Genomic DNA, 18,191 nt, shown 5'->3' with positions numbered 1-18,191 from the left:
CTTCCTGAAGGGGTCGCTACCTAAGCAAGCACTTGCTTGGTACGCTAGCACAGTGACCGACGCGGCTGGAATCAATCTGCAACTGGCGGGCCGGGTGGTCCTGGTGACCGGCGGGGTGCGCGGGGTCGGCGCCGGGATCAGCTCGGTGTTCGCCGCCCAGGGCGCCACCGTCATCACCTGTGCGCGCCGTCCCGTCGAGGGCCTGCCGTACGAGTTCCATGCTTGCGATATCCGCGACGACGAATCCGTCAAGGCCATGATCGACGCGATCGTCGCGGCGCACGGCCGCCTCGACGTCGTGGTCAACAATGCCGGCGGCTCCCCGTACGTGCTGGCCGCCGACGCCTCGGCGAAATTCAGCACCAAGATCATCGAGCTGAACCTGATCGGCGCGCTGTCGGTATCCACCCACGCCAACGCCGTCATGCAGGCCCAGGGCAGCGGCGGGTCGATCGTCAACATCTCCAGCGTCAGCGGGCACCGGCCCACGCCGGGCACCGCCGCCTACGGGGCGGCCAAGGCCGGCATCGACAACCTCACCTCCACCCTGGCCGTCGAATGGGCGCCCAAGGTGCGGGTCAACTCGGTGGTGGTCGGCATGGTCGAGACCGAGCAGTCCGAACTGTTCTACGGCGACGCCGGGTCGGTGGCCGCCGTGGCCGCCACGGTCCCGCTGGGCCGGTTGGCCAAGCCCGCTGACATCGGTTGGGCCGCAGCCTTTTTGTCATCCGAAGCAGCGTCGTATATCAGCGGAGCCACGCTCCAGGTGCACGGCGGCGGGGAGCCGCCGACCTACCTGGCGGCATCCAGCGCCAACAAGTAAAAGGAGAGAACAACAATGGGTTTGCTCGACGGCCGCGTGGTCATCGTGACGGGCGCCGGCGGCGGCATCGGCCGCGCGCACGCGCTCGCGTTCGCCGCCGAAGGCGCGCGCGTGGTGGTCAACGACATCGGTGTGGGCCTGGACGGGTCGCCGGCCGGCGGTGGCAGCGCCGCGCAGGCCGTCGTCGACGAAATCGTCTCCGCCGGAGGCGAAGCCGTCACCAGCGGTGCGAACGTCGCCGACTGGGCGCAGGCCGAAGGCCTGATCCAGACCGCGGTCGACGCGTTCGGTGGACTCGACGTCCTGGTCAACAACGCCGGCATCGTGCGGGACCGGATGTTCGCCAACACGTCGGAAGAGGAGTTCGACGCCGTCACCGCCGTGCACCTCAAGGGACACTTCGCCACCATGAAGCACGCCGCCGCGTACTGGCGCGCCCAGTCCAAGGCCGGTAACACCGTCGACGCCCGCATCATCAACACCAGTTCCGGGGCCGGCCTGCAGGGCAGTGTCGGGCAGGCCAACTACAGCGCCGCCAAGGCGGGCATCGCCGCCCTGACCCTGGTCGCCGCCGCCGAGATGGGCCGCTACGGCGTGCGCGTCAACGCCATCGCGCCCTCGGCGCGCACCCGGATGACCGAGACGGTGTTCGCCGACATGATGTCCACGCAGGACCAGGATTTCGACGCGATGGCCCCGGAGAACATCTCACCGCTGGTGGTATGGCTGGGCAGTGCCGAATCCCGCGACGTCACCGGCCGGGTGTTCGAGGTCGAGGGTGGCGTCATCCGCGTCGCCGAGGGCTGGGCGCGTGGTGCCGAGATCGACAAGGGCGCCCGCTGGGACCCGGCCGAACTCGGGCCGGTGGTCGGCGACCTGTTGGCCAAGTCGCGGACCCCGCTACCGGTGTACGGCGCCTGAGCGGCGGCCGTCGGCCCCCGGCGCGACCGGGGGCCGGTTACGCCGGGTCGCAGATGACGATCGGGATCTTGCGGTCGGTGTAGGACCGGTAGTTCGCGAAGTCGGCGTACATGGCGTCCAGCTTGGGCCAGTACTCGTCGCGTTCGGCGTCGGTCGCGTCGCGTGCGATCAGGTTCAGCTTCTCTTTCTTGGTCTGGAAGCTGATGTTCGGGTTGGCCTTCAGGTTCAGGTACCACATCGGGTTGGTGGCGCGACCGCCCTGCGAGGCGACCAGGACGATCCGGCTGCCCTCCTGCAGGAAGAGCAACGGACTGTCCCGCAACTCTCCGGTCTTGCGGCCCGTCGTGGTCAGGATGCCGACCTCGGCACCGCGCAGGAACTTGTTGGCCAGCTTGCCGCCGGACTTCTTGAACAGCCAGGTCTGGGCTCGCGACATCCACTTGATCGCGGTGCCCGTGGCCGGGGCGTTGAGCCGTTCGACCTGCTTGGCATTGAGTGGGCGAGGCGGAGTGGCCATGTCTGCGGTCCCTATCGGCCGATGAAGGGGGTGAGTTTGGCGTTGATGTGGTGGATCAAGCCATCGGATTCCGGGATCAGGAACGTCTCGTCGACGTGCGAGCACACCCGCCGGCCGAACAACCGCGGCTTGGTCAGCACATCGAACCGGGCCCGCACATGATCACCGTCGACGGAGAACTCCGGCGGCGTCGTCGCCTCGATGATCTTGAACTGCGGGCCGTTGTTCAGGCTGCGCCGCAAGTGATCTCCGGAGCGACCGGTCTTGACCCCCATCTCGATGCGGATGCATCCCGGCGCGAACGGCACCTCGTCGGCGCGGTGGGTGACCAAGGCATCGATATACGCCTGTGCCGCTGCGATGCGGTCTGCTTCCGTAGCTGGCACCGGCCGGACTCAGATCCGCTCGATGATGGTGCCCGTGCTCAGCGCCCCGCCGGCACACATGGTGATCAAGGCGGTGCTCTTGCCGGTGCGCTCCAGCTCGTGCAGGGCCGTGGTGATCAGCCGGGCCCCGGTCGAACCGACCGGGTGGCCCAGCGCGATGGCGCCACCGTTGACGTTGACCTTGTCCATGTCGGCGCCGTGCACCTGGGCCCAGGACAGCACCACCGAGGCGAACGCCTCGTTGATCTCGACCAGGTCGATGTCGCCGAGCTTCATCCCGGCCTTCTCCAGCACCCTGGCCGTGGACTGCACCGGTCCGTCGAGGTGGTAGTAGGTTTCGGCGCCGACGTTGGCCTGCGCGACGATGCGAGCACGGGGCTTGAGGCCGAGCGCGCGCGCCTTGTCCTCGTCCATCCAGAGCACCGCCGCCGCGCCGTCGGAGATCTGCGACGACGTGCCCGCGGTGTGAATTCCGCCGTCCAACACCGGCTTCAGCGACGCGAGCCCCTCGGCGGTGGTGTCGCGCAGGCCCTGATCGCGGGTCACCGGCGCCCATTCGGCGGTCGGTTGCTTGTTCTCGTCGAGCACCGGGGCGGAGATGGGCGAGATCTCGCGGTCGAAGCGGCCCTCGGCCCAAGCCTGCTTGGCCTTGAGCTGGGAGGCCAGGCCGAGGGCGTCGATGTCGGCGCGGGTGATGCCGCGGCGCTTGGCAATCCGCTCGGCGGCCTCGAACTGGTTGGGCATGTCGATATCCCACGACGACGCCCGGATCAGGCTGCGGTCCGGGCCGGCGTTGGCGCCCAGGCCGACCCGGCTCATCGCCTCGATGCCGCACGCGATGCCGATATCGATGGCGCCGGTGGCGATCAGGCCGGCGATCAGGTGGTTGGCCTGCTGGGCGCTACCGCACTGGCAGTCGATCGTGGTGGCGCCGACGTGCTCGGGCAGGCCCGCGGTCAGCCAGCCGACGCGGGTGATGTTGTTGGACTGCTCGCCGTACTGGGTGACGCAGCCACCGATGACCTGTTCGACGTCACCGGCGGCAATCCCGGCCTTGTCCACCACGGCCTTCTGTACCGCGCCGAGGAGTTCGGTGGCGTGCAGGCCGGACAACCAGCCGTTGCGCTTCCCGATCGGGCTGCGGGTGGCTTCGACGATGACAGGATTACCCATGTCGTCAGGCTAGAACACGTTTCATTACTCTGACAAGCGACGATGCCACCGTGCCTTTTATCTGCGGTGGAGGCATGTTTTACTGGCACTAGAACACGTTGCATTCGTAGGAGCGCAAACTCATGCCATGCCCAATCTCGCCCGACTTCGACTTCCTCGACGCCAGCCTCAACCTGGAACGGCTGCCCGTGGAAGAACTCGCCGAACTGCGTAAGTCCGAGCCCGTGCACTGGGTCGACGTGCCCGGTGGCACCGGTGGGTTCGGTGACAAAGGCTACTGGCTGGTCACCAAGCACGCCGACGTCAAAGAGGTGTCCAAGCGCAACGACATCTACGGCAGCTCGCCCGACGGCGCCATCCCGGTGTGGCCGCAGGAGATGACCCGGGAAGCGGTCGACCTGCAGCGGGCCGTGCTGTTGAACATGGACGCCCCGCAGCACACCCGGCTGCGCAAGATCGTCTCCCGCGGGTTCACCCCGCGGGCCATCGGCCGGCTGGAGGCCGAACTCGCCGAGCGCGCCCAGAAGATCGCGCAGACCGCCGCCGCCGAGGGCTCCGGCGATTTCGTGGAGCAGGTGTCCTGCGAGCTGCCGCTGCAGGCCATCGCCGGACTGCTCGGTGTTCCGCAGGAGGACCGCGACAAGTTGTTCCGCTGGTCCAACGAGATGACCGCCGGCGAGGATCCCGAGTACGCCGACGTCGATCCGGCCATGTCGTCGTTCGAACTCATCAGCTACGCCATGAAGATGGCCGAGGAGCGGGCCAAGAACCCGACCGAGGACATCGTCACCAAGCTGATCGAGGCCGATATCGACGGTGAGAAGCTCTCCGATGACGAGTTCGGCTTCTTCGTCGTGATGCTCGCGGTGGCCGGCAACGAGACCACCCGCAACTCGATCACCCACGGCATGATCGCCTTCTCGCAGCATCCCGAGCAGTGGGAGCTGTACAAGAAGGAACGCCCGGAGACCGCCGCCGACGAGATCGTCCGCTGGGCCACCCCGGTGTCGGCCTTCCAGCGCACCGCGCTGGAGGACACCGAACTGGCCGGCGTGCAGATCAAGAAGGGCCAGCGGGTGGTGATGTCCTACCGGTCGGCCAACTTCGACGACGAGGTCTTCGAGGATCCGCATGCATTCAACATCCTGCGCAACCCGAACCCGCACGTCGGCTTCGGCGGCACCGGCGCGCACTACTGCATCGGCGCGAACCTGGCCCGGATGACCATCAACCTGATTTTCAACGCGGTCGCCGATCACATGCCCGACCTGAAGCCCATCGGTACGCCCGAGCGGCTGAAGTCCGGCTGGCTCAATGGTATTAAGCATTGGCAGGTCGATTACACCGGTAAGTGCCCGGTCGCGCACTGAATTAGGAGTACACGGGTGGACTTCGCACCGAACCCGGAGCAACAGGCCGTCATCGATGTGGTGACGTCTGTGCTGGATCGGGACAACAGTTGGGACGCACTGGTTTCCGGTGGCGTACTTGCGCTCGCCGCACCTGAGCGCCTCGGCGGTGACGGTCTCGGACTGCTCGAGGTGGCGACCGCGCTGACCGAGATCGGCCGGCACGGCACCATCAGCCCGGCGCTGGCGACGCTCGGTCTCGGGCTGGTGCCGCTGCTCGACCTGGCCTCCGCCGAGCAGCAGGATCGCTACCTTGCCGGGGTGGCCAAGGGAGCGGTGCTGTCGGCCGCCCTCAACGAGCCGGGCTCGTCGCTGCCCGAGCGGCCGACCGTCACCTTCACCGGCGGCCGGCTCAACGGCACCAAAATCGGTGTGCCCTACGCCGAATCGGCCGAGTGGCTGGTGGTGACCGCCGACAGTGCCGTCGTCGTGGTACCCCCGACGGCCGCCGGCGTGAGCCTGGTCATGACACCGGCGGCCAACGGCTCCGACGAGTACGTGGTGACCTTCGCCGACGTACAGGTGCCGCCCGCCGATGTGCTCCAGGGCGCGAGCACGCACCGGGTGAACCAGTTGGCGCTCGCGAGCACCGGGGCGTTCGCCGCCGGTCTGGTCGCCGGTGCGCTGCGGCTGACTGCCGACTACGTGGCCACCCGTGAGCAGTTCGGCAGGCCGCTGTCCACCTTCCAGACGGTGGCCGCGCAGCTGTCCGAGGTCTACATCGCCTCGCGCACCATCGATCTGGTGTCCACCTCGGCGGTCTGGTTGTTGTCCGAAGGGCTGGACGCCGATGACGACCTGGCCATTCTGGGTTACTGGGTGACATCGCAGGCCGCCCCGGCGATGCGGATCTGCCACCACCTGCACGGTGGCATGGGCATGGACATCACCTACCCCATGGACCGCTACTACTCGTCGATCAAGGACTTGACCCGGCTGCTCGGCGGTCCGACGCATCGTCTCGACCTGGTGGGAGCGTAGGGCACATGTATATCGAATTGACCCCCGAGCAGCGGGCGCTGCAAGCCGAACTGCGGCAATACTTCTCGAATCTCATCACGCCCGAAGAAGCCGCGGCGATGGAGACCGACCGCCACAACGAGGCCTACCGTGCCGTCATCAAGCGGATGGGTTCGGACGGCAAGCTGGGTGTGGGCTGGCCCAAGGAATACGGCGGCCTGGGTTTCGGGCCGATCGAACAGCAGATTTTCGTCAACGAGGCCAACCGCGCCGACGTTCCGCTGCCGCTGGTCACCCTGCAAACCGTGGGGCCGACGCTGCAGGTGTACGGCACGGAGGAGCAGAAGAAGAAGTTCCTTCCCGGAATTCTGTCCGGCGACATCCATTTCGCCATCGGCTATTCCGAGCCCGACGCGGGTACCGACCTGGCCTCGCTGCGGACCACCGCCGTCCGGCATGGTGACGAGTACGTCGTGAATGGGCAGAAGATGTGGACCACCGGCGCGCACGACGCCGACTACATCTGGCTGGCCTGCCGTACCGATCCGTCGGCGGCCAAGCACAAGGGCATCTCGATCCTCATCGTCGACACCAAGGATCCGGGCTACAGCTGGACCCCGATCATCCTGTCCGACGGCGCCCATCACACGAACGCCTCGTACTACAACGATGTCCGCGTTCCCGCCGACATGCTGGTCGGTGAGGAGAACGGCGGCTGGAAGCTGATCACCACCCAGCTCAACCACGAGCGGGTCGGCCTGGGTCCGGCCGGGCGCGTCGCCGGTATCTACGACCAGATCAAGACGTGGGCCTCCAAACCCGGGTCGGACGGTGTCACACCGATCGAGCATGATGACGCCAAACGTCTGCTCGGCCAGATCAAGGCCATCTGGCGGATCAACGAACTGCTCAACTGGCAGGTCGCGGCGTCCGGTGAGACCATCGCGGTCGCCGACGCGGCGGCGACGAAAGTCTTCTCCACCGAACGGATCCAAGAGGTCGGCCGGCTCGCCGAGGAACTGGTCGGCCGGTACGGCAACCCGGCCGATCCGGAGACCGCCCACCTGCTCGACTGGCTGGACAAGATGACCAAGCGCAATCTGGTCATCACCTTCGGCGGTGGCGTCAACGAGGTGATGCGGGAGATGATCGCGGCGTCGGGTCTGAAGGTCCCGAGGGTTGCCCGATGAGCGATCTGCAGCAGGGGATCGAGGAGATCCTCGCGTCAGGCCGTGGTGAACCCACCATCGCGCGAGACCCGGTGAACCAGCCGATGATCCACCACTGGACCGACGCGATCGGTGATAAGAATCCGATCTACGTCGACGACGAGGCGGCAAGGGCGGCCGGCCACGACGGTATCGTCGCGCCGCCGGCGATGATCCAGGTGTGGACCATGATGGGGCTGGGCCGCACCCGGTCCGACGACGATCCGTTGGCCCGCGCGATGAAGCTGTTCGACGACGCCGGATATGTCGGCGTGGTCGCCACCAATTGCGACCAGACCTATCACCGCTACCTCCGGCCCGGCGAGCAGGTCGCGATGAGCGCCGAGATCGTCAGCATCATCGGCCCCAAGCAGACCGCGCTGGGCGAGGGCTACTTCATCAACCAGAAGATCCGTTGGCATGTCGGCGACGAGGAAGTCGCCGACATGGACTGGCGCATCATGAAGTTCTTGCCCGCCGCCAAGCAGGCACAACCCGAGGCGTCGGCGATCCCCGAGGATCTCGACCCGGACAAGCTGATGCGCCCGTCGTCGTCGCGTGACACCAAGTTCTTCTGGGACGGCGTCAATGCCCACGAGTTGCGTATCCAGCGCCGCCCGGACGGCACGCTGCAGCATCCGCCGGTGCCCGCGGTGTGGGCCGACAAGGATGCGCCCGCCGATTACGTGGTCGCATCGGGCAAGGGCACGGTGTACAGCTATGTGGTGCACCACGCCCCGAAGGTGCCCGGCCGCAGCCTCCCGTTCGTCATCGCGCTCGTGGAACTCGAGGAGGGCGTCCGCATGCTCGGCGAACTGCGCGGGATCGAGCCAGATCAGGTGAAGATCGGATTGCCGGTGCGCGCAACGTATCTCGACTTCCCCGACAGTGACGTCAGCCCGGCATGGACCTTGTACGCATGGGAGCCGCAAGCATGAGCCGCACGGTCGACGCCATCGAGGTCGGCACGAAGCTGCCCGAACTGCAGATTTACGGCGACCCGACATTCATCGTGTCCACCGCCATCGCCACCCGCGACTACCAGGACGTGCACCACGACCGGGACAAGGCGCAGGCGAAGGGATCCAAGGACATCTTCGTCAACATCCTCACCGATACCGGTCTGGTAGGGCGCTATGTCACCGATTGGGCGGGTCCCGACGCCGTCGTCAAGTCGATCAAGCTGCGCCTCGGCGTGCCCTGGTATGCCTACGACACCATCACTTTTCGGGGTGAGGTGACCGCGACCGACGGTGATGTGGTGACGTTGAAAGTGGTGGGCAGCAACAGCCTGGGCGATCACGTCATCGCCACATCCACGGTTGCGTTGGGAGGCACGCAGTGAGCCTGTCGGGTAAGGCGGCCATCGCCGGTATCGGCGCCACCGACTTCTCCAAGAACTCCGGGCGCAGTGAGTTGCGGCTGGCCGCCGAGGCGGTGCTCGACGCTCTCGATGATGCCGGGTTGTCGCCGTCGGATGTCGACGGTCTGGTCACCTTCACCATGGACTCGAACCTGGAGACCGCCGTGGCGCGCTCGACCGGGATCGGTGACCTCAAGTTCTTCAGCCAGATCGGCTACGGCGGTGGCGCCGCGGCCGCGACCGTTCAGCAGGCAGCACTGGCCGTTGCCAGCGGGGTGGCCGAGGTCGTGGTCGCCTACCGCGCGTTCAACGAACGCTCGGAGTTCCGGTTCGGCCAGGTGATGACCGGCCTGACGGTCAATGCCGACTCCCGCGGGGTGGAGTACAGCTGGTCCTATCCGCACGGGCTCAGCACGCCCGCCGCGTCGGTGGCCATGATCGCGCAGCGCTATATGCACGAATACGGCGCCACCAGTGCCGATTTCGGCGCCGTGTCGGTGGCCGATCGCAAGCACGCCGCCAACAACCCGAAGGCGCACTTCTACGGCAAGCCGATCACCATCGAGGATCACCAGAACTCGAGGTGGATCGCCGAACCGCTGCGGCTGCTGGACTGCTGCCAGGAAACCGACGGCGGTGTCGCCATCGTCGTCACCACCGCCGAACGGGCCAAGGATCTCAAGCATCGGCCGGCGATCATCGAGGCCGCCGCGCAAGGCGCCGGCACCGATCAGTTCACCATGTACTCCTACTACCGGGATGAGCTCGGTCTGCCCGAGATGGGTTTGGTGGGCCGGCAGCTGTGGGAGCAGAGCGGGCTGTCACCCGCCGATATCCAGACGGCGATCCTGTACGACCACTTCACCCCGTACACGCTGATCCAGCTGGAAGAGTTGGGTTTCTGCGGTAAGGGCGAGGCCAAGGATTTCATCGCCGGCGGCGCCATCGAGATCGGCGGGCGGCTGCCCATCAACACCCACGGGGGCCAGCTCGGCGAGGCCTACATCCACGGGATGAACGGCATCGCCGAGGGTGTGCGTCAGCTGCGGGGCACGTCGGTGAACCAGGTCGACAATGTGGAGCACGTGCTCGTCACTGCGGGCACAGGCGTGCCGACGTCGGGACTGATCCTGGGCTGAGCCCCCGGGTGGTGACGACTCTCAGAATCCCAACCGCAGGATCCCCCCGCGCCCGTTGCCCACGTTGACGGCCCCGAGATTGAACTGCCCGACATTGAGCAACCCGACGTTGGGACCACCGATGTTGGCGATGCCGCCGTTGAAGGCGCCGATGTTGGCGATGCCGCCGTTGAAAGCGCCGATGTTGGCCACCCCGACATTGGCGTTGCCCAGGTTCGCCACACCCTGGTTGCCGGAACCACCCAGCAGACCGTTCGCGATGCCGTTGTTCAGACCGCCGGGGCCCAGCAGGTTGTTGGCGATGCCGGTGTTGGCGACTCCGAAGTTGAGCACACCCCGGTTGCCGGTGCCGCCGTTGAGCAGTCCGTCGTTACCCGGCGTGAAGTTGATTCCGCTGTCGGCGCCGGCGATCGCCGCCCCGGCCAGGGCGACGGCACCCGCTCCCGCGGCGGCAGCACCGAACCGGAGGATCGGGCGCATCCATGTCGTTGCAGTCATCGCACTCTCCTTTGCTAGTACGTGTCGATGGTGGCCGACAGTAAACCTCGACCAACGCGACTGTCAACGGTCCTAGCAAACTCAAATAACACCGCTGAGCCTGACGGTTCGGCCGCCTGTCGGCCTGATTTCGCCGCGCTGCCCGTGACGTAATAGGTGATGCGACAACGCTTTTGGCGGCCGTCGGCGGTGAATGACGCCGGAATGTGGGGATGTTCCGAGCGGGGATGCCGGCGCCATCTCAGGTCCATGGCAAACTCCGTGCATGCGGGCAAGGCCCGTCGCCCCGACCATGTGAACGGGTGTGTGCGGGGATGGCCATCTGGGGAAGTGCCGGCGGCTCCAATGGGTGGTGGTTCGCTCGGGGGTGGCTCGGTTCGTAGTATTGACGTGTTTGCTGATATTGCGGTGATATGCCCCATCGTGCCTCCGCGTGACGACCTCGATCAAGCCTCAGTTCTGACTTGTGGCAAATAATTGCTAGAATTGTCAATATTGCTGAATGTCGCCGATGTCGTACGTTTGACTGACCTCCGGCGGTTTTCAGGCGCTCCGATAGCGTGCCGAAAACCACGCTAACTAGCTGGTCAATTACCATATCCGCGCTGCTCGGACGCATTGTTCAGTGTGCTCGCTTTTACGTTTTCAACAATCGCACAGATTTTGCCAGATTCGCGTTGTGGCGTATTTCAGCGAATGCTATCTTTCTGGCTAGTGAAGGCGGGTGACCGACAGTTGCGGGGTTTGCGGCGATAGCATTCAGCGCTTGCTGGTCGGGGTCATCGGGTCCCGAAGAAGCTTCACTCGATGGGAGCACCGATGTCCGGAAAGACACTCCGATGACCGGGGTAGCGCATATCAGGGACGTGGTCCCACACCATCTTCCGCGACCGCGCGTGAGTGTCGTCATCCCGGCTCTCAACGAGGAACGCAATCTGCCACTGGTCGCGGCACGCATGCCGCTGGATGTCGACGAGATCGTCTTCGTCAATGGCGACTCGCAGGACCGCACCGCGGAGGTGGCCCGCGAACTGTGGCCCGATGGTGTGCACATCCGGCAGACACGGCGTGGCAAAGGAAACGCGTTGGCATGTGGGTTCGCCGCCGCAACCGGCGACATCATCGTCATGATCGACGCCGACGGCAGCACCGATCCCGCCGAGATCCCCCGGTTCGTCGGAGCGCTGCTCGGCGGTGCCGAATTTGCCAAGGGTTCCCGCTTCATCCAGGGCGGCGGGAGTGCCGATATCACCAGGATCAGGCGTTTCGGGAACAAGCGGCTGAACGGACTGGTCAATGTGCTCTTCACCGCCAACTACACCGATCTGTGCTACGGCTACAACGCATTCTGGCGGTGCTGTCTGGATGTGATGCAGCTGCCGGACTGCGCCACGAGCCAATCGCAATGGGGTGACGGATTCGAGATCGAGACGCTCATCAACGTGCGCCTCGCCGCCAGCGGCGTCAAGGTGGCCGAGGTGGCCAGTTACGAGGCCAGTCGGGTCTACGGGGTGAGCAACCTGAACGCGGTCGGCGACGGCCTGCGGGTGCTGTCGACCATCCGGCGTGAATTTCGGCGGTCTCGCAGACATCAGGAGCCGCAACCGGGACAGGTGGTCGTGCTGGCCGGTGTCCGGGCTGCCCACCTTCGACAGGGCCCGTCGGCGGCGGTCCAGCCCGCTCCGCCGACGGTGCGATATCCGCTGTGATCGTCATCGGCGCCGACCGGGACGTGTCGACCCCCGTTCGCGAGGAGCATGTCAGCGCACCGGAACACGAAGGGCAACTGTGGCGTTGGGTCGCCAACGCCACACTGGTGATGGCCGGCGGGGTGCTCTTGGTCGCATGGGGTTACGCGCGTGGCCGGGCCGGCACCCAGTACGCCGCACCGTTCTTCTGGGTGGGGCAACTCGTCATCTTCGGTTATCCGTGCTGGCGGGTACTGCGAACCGCGACGTCACCGCGGGAGCGGGAGATTCTCGTGCTGCTGTTCGCGGCGGCCCAGTCGATGATCCGCTGGATGTACAGCCCACACGGATTCACCTTCTCCGACGAGCTCCAGCATTACCGCTCCCTCGAAAACGTACTGACCACGCACCACCTGTTCAGCCCCAACTACAACCTGCCGATCAGCCCTCGCTATCCGGGTCTGCAGAACGTCACCAGCGAACTCGTGCACACCACCTCGGCGAATCCCTTTCTGGCCGGCACCCTGGTGGCAGCCGTCTCGCACGTTCTCCTCGCGGCCTGTTTGATCCTGCTGTTCCGCGAGCTGGCCCACTCGACCCGGGTCGCGTGTGTCGGGGTGCTGCTCTATCTGCTCAACCCGCACGCGTCCTACTTCGACACGTCCTTCATCTACGAGACCGCCGCCCTACCCTTCGTGGTGCTGTCGCTGCTGTTCGCCATCCGGTTCGCGACGCACACCCAAAACCGTTCTCGCAGCTTCTACGCGCTCATCGGGTGCTTCGCGGTGGTCACGGTGACCCACCACGTCTCGTCACTCGTCACCGTCGGAATGCTCGGCGGAATCAGCGTGGCGGCGCTCGCCTTCAGGGACGGGCGGCGCCTGGCCCTGCCGATGGCGACATGCACCGCGGTCACCGGTCTGGTCATCTCCTGCTGGATCCTGGCCGTCGCGCCGATCACCATCACCTACCTCGGCAGCCCCGCCGAGATGATGTTGGACAGCTTGCACAATCTGGCCAAGTTCAGCGGAGGGATCGATCTTCCCGGGCCGCCCACACCGGCCTTCGACCGGATCCTTGCTCCGGCAGGAGTATTGGTGATGTTGACACTCATCATCGTCGGTGTGCGGTACGCGCGGCACCGAACTCCGCTTGAGCGAATCTTCGCCTGGGTCGGCCTGGCGATGTACCTCGGAGCCGTCGGGATGCGCGCCGTCGTCACCAACGGCGCCGAACTGGCCGGACGGTTGTTGACTTTCGCCGCTTTCTTCACCGCCGTGGTAGCCGCGACCACACTGTGCCGGCTCGCCTCGGCCGAGCGGACCCGAGCCGGGTTGCGCAGGATCACCAGCCATCTGCCCACCGCCACCGCGCTTTCGGTGGTGCTCTTCGTCAGCTCGATCACGGTCAGCATGCCACCGTGGTGGGGACGGATTCCCGGCGAATTCTGGATCGAGGGTTATGCCAGCGGAATCGATCGCATCGGTGTGAGCAGGGCCGAGTGGGTGGCGAAGTATCTGCGGCCGGGCTCGCGGTACTTCAGCGATGTCACCGGGCTGACGCTGCTGTCGACGATCGGTCAACTCGATCCGGTGGATGATCCGGACACGCTGTACTACACCGAAACGGTGACGCACGCCAATGTCGCACACGTCAAGTCACATTCGGCGATCTATGTCGACGTGGATCTGCGGATGGCCCGCTATACCCCCATCAACGGCAAGTACTTTCCGCAAGACGTCATGTCGGCCAAGACCAGGGACCCGATTGCGCTGCCGGGGCTGACGAAATTCGATGCCGTCAAGGGCCTTTCGCGCATCTATGACTCCGGCCAGGCCCGCATGTACGACCTGCGCGGCGGGGGAGGTTCACCGTATGCGAACTAGGATGGACAGCGCCGGCTGGACGGCGGTCGTCGCGCTGGTGAGTTACGCCGTCGCGGTGCTGCCCTCCATACCTCGTCTGCTTGCCACGGTCGCCGCTGTCATCGTCTGCTTCGGGTGCACCGGAATCGCGATCGCGATGGCGATCCTGCCGAGGCATCGCAGCGCCACCGTATGGGGAACCACGGTCGGCGCGGGCACGGTGGCCGTGGGAATCTTCGGGGGGCTGGTCCTCGATCTGATCCCGTCCGGGCTCGTCCGGTTCAACTGGCTGACCTATGCCCTGGTGGTCACCCTGGCCGGCTGCGCCATCGCCCACTTCCGGCGGACGGGCGCCCCGGTGCACCGGCCGCACATCGAATTCGGTCGGTCCACCTGGCAATCGGCGGCGAAGCTGGTGACCGCCGCCGCGGTCGTCGTGGCGGCCGGCCTCGTCTCGATGCACAGCTTCAACCGGCACGAACAGCCTTTCACCGAATTATGGCTGGTCCCAGATAATCCGGCGCGCTCCCCGTTGCGGGCCGTGCACGCCGAACTGGGCATCCGCAGCCACGAATCGGCGACGGAGGACTTCACGGTCGTGATGGACACCGGCGCCCGGACCGTGACGAATCAGGTGACCTTGGTGCCTGGGCAGGTGTGGACCCTGCCCGTCGTCGCGGAGGGCGCCGAAGCCCGCGCGTCCCTGTACCGCGGAGAGGTCGCCGGTGAACCGTATCGGATGGTGTGGATTGCCACCCGCTGAACTGTCGCGACCGAACGCCCGTCACCGCACGGATGGCGGGCGGCGGCGCATCTTCGGAACACGCCGTGCCGCGGGACCCCGGTCCGGCGGGCACCTGGTGGTCCGGGTCGCCGCGGCGCTGTGCAGTACCACCGTGCTGACCGCAGGACTGGGGTTCGTCTTCTGGGCGGTGGCCGCCAGGCTGGGAACCCCGGAGATCGTCGGACGCTCGGCCGCCGTCATATCGGCCATGGAGTTCATAGCCACCTTCGCCACCCTGGGCCTGCACACCTTGCTGATCGCCGAGTTACCCCGGCGCACCGGAACCGACACCAAGCGACTGGTGGTGACCACGTTCGGTATCGCGGGGTGCGTCGCGTTCGTCGCCGCCACCGGTTTCGCGCTGGTGCACCACATCCTGGCCGACTCGACCTGGATGTACGGGACACCGCCGGGGGTGCTGTTGTTCGCGTTCGCCACGGCGGTCAGCACGGTCACCATCGTGGTGGACGGCGCCCTCATCGGTTTCCAGCAGAGCCGCAGGCAGGTTCTGCGCAACCTGACATTCGCGGTGGTGAAACTGGCCGCCCTGCCGCTCGCCGCCTACCTGGCCGGGTTGTCACCTCGGATCATCCTGTTGTGCTGGCTGCTGGGCAACATCGTGTCGCTGTTGTTCCTGGCGGCACGCGTCGAAAATCTCGGCGGCTGGCTGCGAATGCTGCCGTCACCTCGCGGATTCATACCGATCTGGCGCACGGCCGCCGGGCATCACTGGGTGAACGTGGCAACCCAGGCTCCGCGGTTGGCGTTGCCGATCATGGTGGCGGCTCAGCTGGGCGACGAAGCCAACGCCGGCTTCTATGCCGCGCTGCTGATGGTCACCTTCATCTGGATCATCCCGAACCACCTCGGAACCGCGATGTTCGCGCTGCACAGTGGGGATCCGCAGCACTTCCGCACCGGATTGGATATGGCGCTGAAACTCTCGGCGGTGGTCTCCGCCGCTGCGGCACTCGGTGGGCCGATCCTGGCGGGCCCCCTGCTGGCGGTGTTCGGCCCGACGTACGTCGACGCCCGCTATTGCCTGATGGCGCTGCTCATCTGCACCTTTTGCGGGGCCATCAAGTCGATCTACATCGCGGTGCGCCGCGCGCAGGGGGCGCTGGGCCGAGCCGCCCGGGCGGCCGTGCTGGGAGCGTTACTCGAGCTGGCAGCTGCCGAGGTGGGACTGCAGGTTGCCGGGGTGACCGGGGTCGGCGTCGCCATGGGCGCGGCGACCGCGATCGAAGCGGTGTGTTTCTGGCCGGCGATCAGCAAGGCCAGGGCGCAGTCGGCAGACGAGGCACCGAAGGGAGGATGCGATGCGGATTCTGGTGGACCACAGCGGGTACGCCTTGCTGAACATCGGTGATATCGCCATGCTGCAGGCCTGCGTGCTGCGACTGCGATCGCTCTGGCCTGACGCCACCATCGAGGTGATCACCGAATCCGCCGAACGTCTCGCGCGGTATTGCCCCGAGACGACGCCGGTCGTGGCCGCCATCGCCCATCGCGGGCCACTGGCCAAACTACCGCCGAGGGCACAACTCGCCGCCGAGCAGTTGTGGAAGATGGCGGCGCCGTTGGCCGCCGGATCGGGCCGAAGCCCGAGCACCGACGACCGAACCGATCTGCTGCCGGCGATCCGGCGCGCCGATGTCGTGGTCTCCAGCGGCGGCGGATTCATCAACGACACCTTCTGGTGGCATGGTGTCGGCGTGCTGAGCGTGCTCGCGATGGCGCAGCGCCTCGGCACACCGACAGCGATGTTCGGACAGGGCATCGGCCCGCTGACCAACCCGATACTGAAGCGTCTGCTGCGCGTGGTGACCCCTCGACTGGCGGTCCTCGGGCTGCGCGAAGGCGTGGGTTCACTGCCGATCGTTTCCCGGGCTTCCGTTGCGCCAGAATCGGTCATCGTCACCGGTGACGACGCCCTGCTGCTCGCCACACCGCCGGCCAGACCGGTCACCGGTATCCGGATCGGCGTGAATGTCCGGGCCGCGGGGTACAGCGGAGTGACGGAGGCGGCCGGCCGGCAGGTGATCGGGGTCGTCGAATGCGCCGCGCGCCGACGGGGTGTGGACACCGTCGCCTTGCCGGTCGAATACAACAGTGCGGCCTCGGATCTGCGCGTCCTCGGCGACGAGGGATCCGACGGCACCCCAGAACAGTTGATCAGCAGGGCGGCGGGCTGCCGCGTCGTCGCCACCGGCAGCTACCACGCCGCGGTGTTCGCCCTGGCGGCCGGCGTGCCTGCCGTGTGCATCACGAATTCCGGCTACTACGACGGGAAGTTCCGGGGATTGGCGGCGTTGTTCCCCGGCGGATGCCACATCGTGCGCAGCGGACCGCAATTCGGGCGTGACGCGACGCGCGCGTTGATCCGGGCATGGGACACCACGGAATCGGATCGCGACGCCATCCATCGAAACGCGCGACGACAGGTGGCCGCGGCCGACGCCGCGTACCAGCGATTCGGTGCGATCGTCGAGCACTCCCTGCGGCGGGCACGGGTATGACCACCGCACCGGCGTCGGTGGTGATCGCGGCGTACGCAGACGAGCGCTGGCCGGACACGGTCAGCGCGGTGGCTTCGGCGCAACGTCAGGTGCCTGCCCCGCGGGAGGTGATCCTGGTCATCGATCACAACCCCGCACTCGCCGTCCGCGCCCGGGCGGAACTGCCCGGCGTCACGGTGCGGGAAAACACCGGATCACCGGGCGCATCGGCGGCCCGCAACACCGGCGTGCGGCACAGCGGCGGCGACATCGTGGCCTTCCTGGACGACGATCAAACCGCGGTGGATACGGAATGGCTGCAGCGACTGTGCCGCCATTTCGACGATCCACGCGTGGTCGGCGTGGGCGGCAGGATACTGCCGCACTGGCCGGAGCGGCGACCCCGCTGGTTTCCGCCCGAGTTCGACTGGGTGGTCGGCGCCTCGTATGCCGGACTGCCGGAAACGGTGGGCCGGGTTCGCAATGTGTGGGGCGGTAACACGGCGATTCGGCGGACAGCGCTCGACGCGGTGGGCGGCTTTCGCCCGGGATTCTGCAAGACCGGCGCGGTGTCCCGCCCCGAGGACACCGATCTGTGCCTGCGGATCGGGCGCGCGATACCGGACGGTTACTGGTTGTACGAACCGGCGGCCGCGGTGGCACACCATGTTCCGGAGGCCCGCAGCACTCCCGGCTATTTCCTGCGGCGGTGCTGGGACGAGGGCCGGGGGAAGGCCGCGCTGGCCCGCTTCGCCGGATGGCAGTCCAGCACATCGGCGGAGCGGCGATTCGCCACCCGTGTTCTGCCGCAGGCGTTCTTGCGTTCCTGTCGGTCCGCGCTGTTCGATCACGATGCGGCAGCATTGGCCTGCGGCGTGGCGATGGTGGCGGGACTTGTCGCCACGGCCGCCGGCTGGCTGGCCGAAACCGTCATCGGCAAGAGAAAGCGGTGAAGAGAG

Annotated in this window: 18 protein-coding genes; 14 read left to right on the top strand and 4 right to left on the bottom strand. The window is 66.6% G+C overall.

Translation table 11 applies throughout. The annotated features are described in order from the left end of the window. The first annotated feature begins 52 nt into the window (after positions 1–52). Together BN977_RS11180 and BN977_RS11175 are read left to right on the top strand one after the other, a co-directional pair. A complete protein-coding gene (locus BN977_RS11180; protein ID WP_036397603.1) occupies positions 53–823 on the top strand; it encodes an SDR family oxidoreductase in 771 nt (256 codons plus the stop codon). A 15-nt stretch (positions 824–838) separates the two neighbouring features. Then, positions 839–1,744: an SDR family oxidoreductase gene (locus BN977_RS11175; RefSeq protein WP_036397602.1), complete on the top strand. Its 906-nt coding sequence runs from the start codon at positions 839–841 to the stop codon at positions 1,742–1,744. A 37-nt stretch (positions 1,745–1,781) separates the two neighbouring features. Here the strand turns inward: BN977_RS11175 and BN977_RS11170 are convergent, their stop codons facing one another. The 3 genes from BN977_RS11170 to BN977_RS11160 are packed head-to-tail and all read right to left on the bottom strand — an operon-like array spanning position 1,782 to position 3,820. Then, positions 1,782–2,261, bottom strand: a complete 480-nt coding sequence (locus tag BN977_RS11170) for a nitroreductase family deazaflavin-dependent oxidoreductase (protein ID WP_024451533.1) — start codon at positions 2,259–2,261, stop codon at positions 1,782–1,784. Positions 2,262–2,272: 11 nt separating this feature from the next. After that, positions 2,273–2,647, bottom strand: a complete 375-nt coding sequence (locus BN977_RS11165; protein WP_036397601.1) for a DUF8021 domain-containing protein — start codon at positions 2,645–2,647, stop codon at positions 2,273–2,275. A gap of 9 nt (positions 2,648–2,656) precedes the next feature. Continuing rightward, entirely contained in the window at positions 2,657–3,820 is a 1,164-nt protein-coding gene (locus BN977_RS11160) for a steroid 3-ketoacyl-CoA thiolase (protein WP_036397600.1), read from the bottom strand. 122 nt (positions 3,821–3,942) lie between these two features. On the opposite strand from BN977_RS11160, the gene BN977_RS11155 reads away from it, so the two are divergent. Genes BN977_RS11155 through BN977_RS11130 form a run of 6 tightly spaced genes read left to right on the top strand, consistent with a single transcriptional unit; the run spans position 3,943 to position 9,899 of the window. After that, on the top strand, positions 3,943–5,190 hold the full coding sequence (locus BN977_RS11155; RefSeq protein WP_024451530.1) for a cytochrome P450: 1,248 nt from the start codon (positions 3,943–3,945) through the stop codon (positions 5,188–5,190). Between the two features lie 15 nt (positions 5,191–5,205). Then, positions 5,206–6,210 (top strand): acyl-CoA dehydrogenase family protein, encoded by a 1,005-nt coding sequence (locus BN977_RS11150; RefSeq protein WP_036397599.1) that lies wholly within the window; start codon positions 5,206–5,208, stop codon positions 6,208–6,210. Positions 6,211–6,215: 5 nt separating this feature from the next. Then, positions 6,216–7,379: an acyl-CoA dehydrogenase FadE29 gene (gene fadE29, locus BN977_RS11145; protein ID WP_024451528.1), complete on the top strand. Its 1,164-nt coding sequence runs from the start codon at positions 6,216–6,218 to the stop codon at positions 7,377–7,379. Next, positions 7,376–8,335, top strand: a complete 960-nt coding sequence (locus tag BN977_RS11140; RefSeq protein ID WP_036397598.1) for a bifunctional MaoC family dehydratase N-terminal/OB-fold nucleic acid binding domain-containing protein — start codon at positions 7,376–7,378, stop codon at positions 8,333–8,335. The genes fadE29 and BN977_RS11140 overlap by 4 nt, the downstream gene beginning before the upstream one ends. Continuing rightward, the gene (locus tag BN977_RS11135) at positions 8,332–8,742 is read left to right on the top strand and encodes a MaoC family dehydratase (RefSeq protein WP_024451526.1); all 411 of its coding nucleotides are present in this window, start codon (positions 8,332–8,334) and stop codon (positions 8,740–8,742) included. Before BN977_RS11140 ends, BN977_RS11135 begins: the two co-directional genes overlap by 4 nt. Beyond that, positions 8,739–9,899 (top strand): 17-hydroxy-3-oxo-4-pregnene-20-carboxyl-CoA lyase, encoded by a 1,161-nt coding sequence (locus BN977_RS11130; protein ID WP_024451525.1) that lies wholly within the window; start codon positions 8,739–8,741, stop codon positions 9,897–9,899. Before BN977_RS11135 ends, BN977_RS11130 begins: the two co-directional genes overlap by 4 nt. Positions 9,900–9,920: 21 nt before the next feature. Here BN977_RS11130 and BN977_RS11125 read toward each other — a convergent pair whose 3' ends face one another. After that, positions 9,921–10,397, bottom strand: a complete 477-nt coding sequence (locus BN977_RS11125) for a hypothetical protein (RefSeq protein WP_051561281.1) — start codon at positions 10,395–10,397, stop codon at positions 9,921–9,923. A gap of 839 nt (positions 10,398–11,236) precedes the next feature. Between BN977_RS11125 and BN977_RS11120 the strand changes: the two genes are divergently transcribed. The 6 genes from BN977_RS11120 to BN977_RS11095 all read left to right on the top strand — a co-directional run bounded on the left by BN977_RS11120 (position 11,237) and on the right by BN977_RS11095 (position 18,185). After that, positions 11,237–12,106: a glycosyltransferase family 2 protein gene (locus BN977_RS11120; RefSeq protein ID WP_084172471.1), complete on the top strand. Its 870-nt coding sequence runs from the start codon at positions 11,237–11,239 to the stop codon at positions 12,104–12,106. Beyond that, on the top strand, positions 12,103–13,971 hold the full coding sequence (locus BN977_RS11115; protein WP_036397595.1) for a putative glycosyltransferase family protein: 1,869 nt from the start codon (positions 12,103–12,105) through the stop codon (positions 13,969–13,971). The genes BN977_RS11120 and BN977_RS11115 overlap by 4 nt, the downstream gene beginning before the upstream one ends. Continuing rightward, complete coding sequence (locus tag BN977_RS11110) at positions 13,961–14,713, top strand: hypothetical protein (protein WP_131590083.1); 753 nt, start codon at positions 13,961–13,963, stop codon at positions 14,711–14,713. The genes BN977_RS11115 and BN977_RS11110 overlap by 11 nt, the downstream gene beginning before the upstream one ends. Positions 14,714–14,810: 97 nt before the next feature. Further along, positions 14,811–16,103 carry a lipopolysaccharide biosynthesis protein gene (locus BN977_RS11105; protein WP_036397592.1) on the top strand — a complete coding sequence of 431 codons (1,293 nt, stop codon included), beginning with the start codon at positions 14,811–14,813 and terminating at the stop codon, positions 16,101–16,103. After that, positions 16,054–17,253 (top strand): polysaccharide pyruvyl transferase family protein, encoded by a 1,200-nt coding sequence (locus BN977_RS11100; RefSeq protein WP_036397591.1) that lies wholly within the window; start codon positions 16,054–16,056, stop codon positions 17,251–17,253. Before BN977_RS11105 ends, BN977_RS11100 begins: the two co-directional genes overlap by 50 nt. Then, positions 17,250–18,185 (top strand): glycosyltransferase family 2 protein, encoded by a 936-nt coding sequence (locus tag BN977_RS11095; RefSeq protein ID WP_051561279.1) that lies wholly within the window; start codon positions 17,250–17,252, stop codon positions 18,183–18,185. The genes BN977_RS11100 and BN977_RS11095 overlap by 4 nt, the downstream gene beginning before the upstream one ends. Positions 18,186–18,191 lie beyond the last annotated feature (6 nt).

This window comes from Mycolicibacterium cosmeticum (genome assembly GCF_000613185.1).
Taxonomy (GTDB): Bacteria; Actinomycetota; Actinomycetes; order Mycobacteriales; family Mycobacteriaceae; genus Mycobacterium; species Mycobacterium cosmeticum.
This window is presented reverse-complemented; position numbering and strand designations above follow the sequence as displayed.

What these genes read in the sequence shown, in the direction of transcription:
- BN977_RS11175 (WP_036397602.1), top strand. Translation starts at nt 839, where the DNA reads ATGGGTTTGCTCGACGGCCGCGTGGTCATCGTGACGGGCGCCGGCGGC.
- BN977_RS11170 (WP_024451533.1), bottom strand. Translation starts at nt 2,261, where the DNA reads ATGGCCACTCCGCCTCGCCCACTCAATGCCAAGCAGGTCGAACGGCTC.
- BN977_RS11160 (WP_036397600.1), bottom strand. Translation starts at nt 3,820, where the DNA reads ATGGGTAATCCTGTCATCGTCGAAGCCACCCGCAGCCCGATCGGGAAG.
- BN977_RS11155 (WP_024451530.1), top strand. Translation starts at nt 3,943, where the DNA reads ATGCCATGCCCAATCTCGCCCGACTTCGACTTCCTCGACGCCAGCCTC.
- fadE29 (WP_024451528.1), top strand. Translation starts at nt 6,216, where the DNA reads ATGTATATCGAATTGACCCCCGAGCAGCGGGCGCTGCAAGCCGAACTG.
- BN977_RS11140 (WP_036397598.1), top strand. Translation starts at nt 7,376, where the DNA reads ATGAGCGATCTGCAGCAGGGGATCGAGGAGATCCTCGCGTCAGGCCGT.
- BN977_RS11135 (WP_024451526.1), top strand. Translation starts at nt 8,332, where the DNA reads ATGAGCCGCACGGTCGACGCCATCGAGGTCGGCACGAAGCTGCCCGAA.
- BN977_RS11125 (WP_051561281.1), bottom strand. Translation starts at nt 10,397, where the DNA reads ATGACTGCAACGACATGGATGCGCCCGATCCTCCGGTTCGGTGCTGCC.
- BN977_RS11120 (WP_084172471.1), top strand. Translation starts at nt 11,237, where the DNA reads ATGACCGGGGTAGCGCATATCAGGGACGTGGTCCCACACCATCTTCCG.
- BN977_RS11110 (WP_131590083.1), top strand. Translation starts at nt 13,961, where the DNA reads ATGCGAACTAGGATGGACAGCGCCGGCTGGACGGCGGTCGTCGCGCTG.
- BN977_RS11100 (WP_036397591.1), top strand. Translation starts at nt 16,054, where the DNA reads ATGCGGATTCTGGTGGACCACAGCGGGTACGCCTTGCTGAACATCGGT.
- BN977_RS11095 (WP_051561279.1), top strand. Translation starts at nt 17,250, where the DNA reads ATGACCACCGCACCGGCGTCGGTGGTGATCGCGGCGTACGCAGACGAG.